At 72.0% G+C, this 2,986-nt stretch carries 5 protein-coding genes; all 5 read left to right on the top strand.

The features are described from left to right. Positions 1-134: 134 nt before the first annotated feature. The 5 genes from AB0B89_RS35815 (at position 135) to AB0B89_RS35795 (ending at position 2,815) form a co-directional block, all read left to right on the top strand. The gene (locus tag AB0B89_RS35815) at positions 135-704 is read left to right on the top strand and encodes a hypothetical protein (RefSeq protein ID WP_358562055.1); all 570 of its coding nucleotides are present in this window, start codon (positions 135-137) and stop codon (positions 702-704) included. A 149-nt stretch (positions 705-853) separates the two neighbouring features. Further along, positions 854-1,141 carry a hypothetical protein gene (locus AB0B89_RS35810; RefSeq protein WP_358562052.1) on the top strand — a complete coding sequence of 96 codons (288 nt, stop codon included), beginning with the start codon at positions 854-856 and terminating at the stop codon, positions 1,139-1,141. Positions 1,142-1,260: 119 nt separating this feature from the next. After that, positions 1,261-1,851: a hypothetical protein gene (locus tag AB0B89_RS35805; protein ID WP_358562049.1), complete on the top strand. Its 591-nt coding sequence runs from the start codon at positions 1,261-1,263 to the stop codon at positions 1,849-1,851. 314 nt (positions 1,852-2,165) lie between these two features. Further along, positions 2,166-2,411, top strand: a complete 246-nt coding sequence (locus AB0B89_RS35800) for a hypothetical protein (protein WP_358562046.1) — start codon at positions 2,166-2,168, stop codon at positions 2,409-2,411. A gap of 83 nt (positions 2,412-2,494) precedes the next feature. Continuing rightward, on the top strand, positions 2,495-2,815 hold the full coding sequence (locus AB0B89_RS35795) for a hypothetical protein (RefSeq protein ID WP_358562043.1): 321 nt from the start codon (positions 2,495-2,497) through the stop codon (positions 2,813-2,815). Positions 2,816-2,986: the final 171 nt, after the last annotated feature.

Raw genomic sequence — 2,986 nt, 5'->3', positions numbered from 1 at the left:
CCTCCCCCTGTCGGTAGGGGGTCGCCCGTGGGCACCGGGCACCGGCCCGGTCCCTTGTCCCTCCCCCCCTTAGGGGGGACGCTGGTCTCAGTTGGTTCGAGCGGCCCAACTTCACTTCACCCCTGGAGGCACCCATGTCCGGCACCACCCTCACCGTCACCCCGTCGTTTGCCGACCTCGTCGCGGGGTCCAGCAACCAGACCCTGAGCAACGCGTACGCGTACGGGCTGGCGGTCGGGCGGCACCCGGGCACCTTCCAGGACCGGGACGCCCTGCTGGTGCTCGTGGCCGGCCTGGAGGTGTCGGGAGACTGGGGCCTGCTCGGGGTCATGGCCGCGATCAACGAGGAGCTGACTGGCCGGGGCGTGGACGTCCACGACATCGAGCCGACCGAGGACATGTTCGTCGTCGACCCCCTGGTGTCGGCCACCATCACGCTGGCGGGCTCCACGCTGCGGGAGGCCCTGGCACTGGCGGACCTCGGTGAGGTCGAGGTGACCGGCGGGGTCAACCCCGTCGGGGTCGAGGAGGTCCGCCTGGTGTTCGCACGGGGCGACTCGGCCTGCGTGCCCCTGGTGTTCATGCGGGCGGTTCGTACCCTGCTGGGGGACGACCTGGGGGACACCCTCGGCCGCCGCCTGACCATGGAGGCGGGGGACGGGGTCACCACCCTGCACCTCACGTACGTGCACCTCGCGGGCTGAACCCGGCATCCACGGGGCGCCCCCCGGAACGTTCGGGGGGCGGCCAGTGGGTGCCGGGCACAGCCTGGTGCTTGTCTCGTCCCCCTCAAGGGGTGACGCTGGTCTTAGTCGGATCGAGCGGCCCGACATCACACGTTCTGGAGGCACACATGCCCGGCACCGTCACCACCTCGTTCGGCACCCTTTCTGACCGTTCCCTCGCGGTGGCCTACAGGGTCGGCTTGATCCTGCTCGTGGACCCGGAGTCGGACGTGCTTGCCGGCCCGGTAGGGCAGGCCGTTGCCCACCTGGTGCAGCCGGTTGCCGACCGGGGGGCCCTGGACGCCCGGCTGGTCGAGATCAGCGACGAGCTGACCAGGCGGGGGCACGTCGAGTGCTTCGAGTGCACCGGCTTCCTGGGGGAGCACGTGCCCGGGGAGTGCTCGCAGGCCGTGTGACCCTGGCCCCCCCGGGGCGTCCCCTGCCTACGCCGGTAGGGGGCGGCCCGAGGGGGCCCGGTTCCCCCGGTCCCCGTCGGTCCGAGCGGCCCGACACACCACACCCTCTGGAGGCACCCATGTCCGGCACCATCCCCGCCCCTGTCGCCCCCTCGTTCGGGGACTACCTCGCGGGCTCGGGCAACGAGACCCTGCTCCACGCCTACGCCTACGGGCTCTCGGTCGGGGAGCTGCCGGGGCGGTTCACCGACCACGACGCGGTCACGGTGCTGGCTGCCGGCCTGAGGGAGGGTGGCCCCTGGTCCCTGCAGGCGGTGATGGTGTCCCTGCGGCAGGAGCTGCGGGTCCGCGGGCTCAACGTGTGGGGCGTCATCCCGTCCGACGGCCCGGCCGAGGCTCCGTCTGTGGCGGCGGCCAGGGTCCCCGCGACGACCACGATGACCGAGGCCGTGTTGCACCAGGTCCTGGAGGTTGCGGGTCTGAAGGGGTCGTTGCAGGTCGTCGAGAGCGCCCCTGGTGCCGACGGTCGGGAGCGTGTTCGGGTCGCGTCGACCCGGTCCGACTCCTGCGTCGTGGCGCTGCGTGTGGTGCACGCCCTCCGGGTCGTCCTGGGGGACCTGGGCAACGAGGTGGCCGCCCGGCTGATGGTCAAGGCGACGCAGGGCGGCTGCATGGTGTTCCTGCGGGGCGTGGCCCTCGTCGAGGCCTGATCCCGGCACCTACGGGGCGTCCCCTCTGCCCGCGCCAGAGGGGACGGTCCGTAGGTGCCGAGGTCCCTCGGCCCTTGCTGCCCGTCGCACCTACTGCTTTGGAGGCACCCTTTGCTGGCACGTCTGCTTGCCCTGGTCACGTTGGCAACCCTGCTGGGGGTCGTCCTGCTCGTCGGGTACCTGGTGCTCGGTGCGACCCTGGGCGGCCTGTAGCCCCTGGTTTCCCGGTGTCGCTTGTCCCTCGTGCCGGGGGGCGTGACGCTGGTCTCAGTTGGTTCGAGCGGCCCAACTCACGTCCACCAGGAGGCACCAGCATGGCGGCGCACAAGCTTCGCACCGGTCAGCTTCGGGTCTGCTTCACCTGCAAGCAGGTCCCCCACCAGGAGTGCATGACGGTCGACCCCGAGATCGCGGAGGTCATCGTGTGCCACTGCCCGGTGTGTCAGCCGGCCTGCACGCGGACCGAGTGCCAGCCCGAGAACCTCAAGGGCGGTCGTCGTCGCAGGCCGGCGGCGGTGTGCCCCTCGTGTCACCTGGCGCACGCCGGCGAGTGCCTGTAGTCCCCTGCACGACCCGCCCCCTTCCTGGGGGCGGTCCCCTTGCCGGCGCGAGCGGCCCGGCTGAGACCCGAGGAGTCGCGACCATGGTCAGCACCCAGCACACCGCCCCGAAGTGCCTGCAGTGTCGCGTCAACGACGCCGAGTGGGACGGGGAGCCGGGCGCCGAGGGTTACACCGATCAGTGCGGCCCGTGCTTCTGGCTGAACGCGGTGCTGGCGCCGCACGTGCACGTCGAGAGGTGGTGGCCGGCGTACCTGGCGGCGCACCCCGAGGTGGACCCGAACCACACGTGGCAGACCGCGTACGTCACGCGGGGGTGTTCGTCGGGGGCGTGCTGGTCGCGCGCGGGTGCTCCCGGTGCGAGGAGCCCCTGCCCATCGAGACCCGCCGGGGGGCGCGGTTGACGCCCTACGAGTACGTTCGCCCGACGACGCGGGAGACCGTCCGGTCCATCGGGGTGACGCCGCCCGCGCCGGTCTCCCCCCGGTAGCCCCCAGGGTGACAGTCCGGCGTGTGATTGGACTGTCACCCTAAGTGGTGGCAGTATGGCGTGTGCGGCGCGGGTCACCCCCCGT

Source organism: Sphaerisporangium sp. NPDC049002 (assembly GCF_040649355.1).
In the GTDB taxonomy this organism is placed as follows: domain Bacteria; phylum Actinomycetota; class Actinomycetes; order Streptosporangiales; family Streptosporangiaceae; genus Sphaerisporangium.
Note: the sequence above shows the minus strand (reverse complement) of the source record. Positions and strands in the feature narration are given on the sequence as shown.

Coding starts and splice junctions, on each gene's coding strand:
- AB0B89_RS35810 (WP_358562052.1), top strand. CDS start 854: ATGCCCGGCACCGTCACCACCTCGTTCGGCACCCTTTCTGACCGTTCC.
- AB0B89_RS35800 (WP_358562046.1), top strand. CDS start 2,166: ATGGCGGCGCACAAGCTTCGCACCGGTCAGCTTCGGGTCTGCTTCACC.
- AB0B89_RS35815 (WP_358562055.1), top strand. CDS start 135: ATGTCCGGCACCACCCTCACCGTCACCCCGTCGTTTGCCGACCTCGTC.
- AB0B89_RS35805 (WP_358562049.1), top strand. CDS start 1,261: ATGTCCGGCACCATCCCCGCCCCTGTCGCCCCCTCGTTCGGGGACTAC.
- AB0B89_RS35795 (WP_358562043.1), top strand. CDS start 2,495: ATGGTCAGCACCCAGCACACCGCCCCGAAGTGCCTGCAGTGTCGCGTC.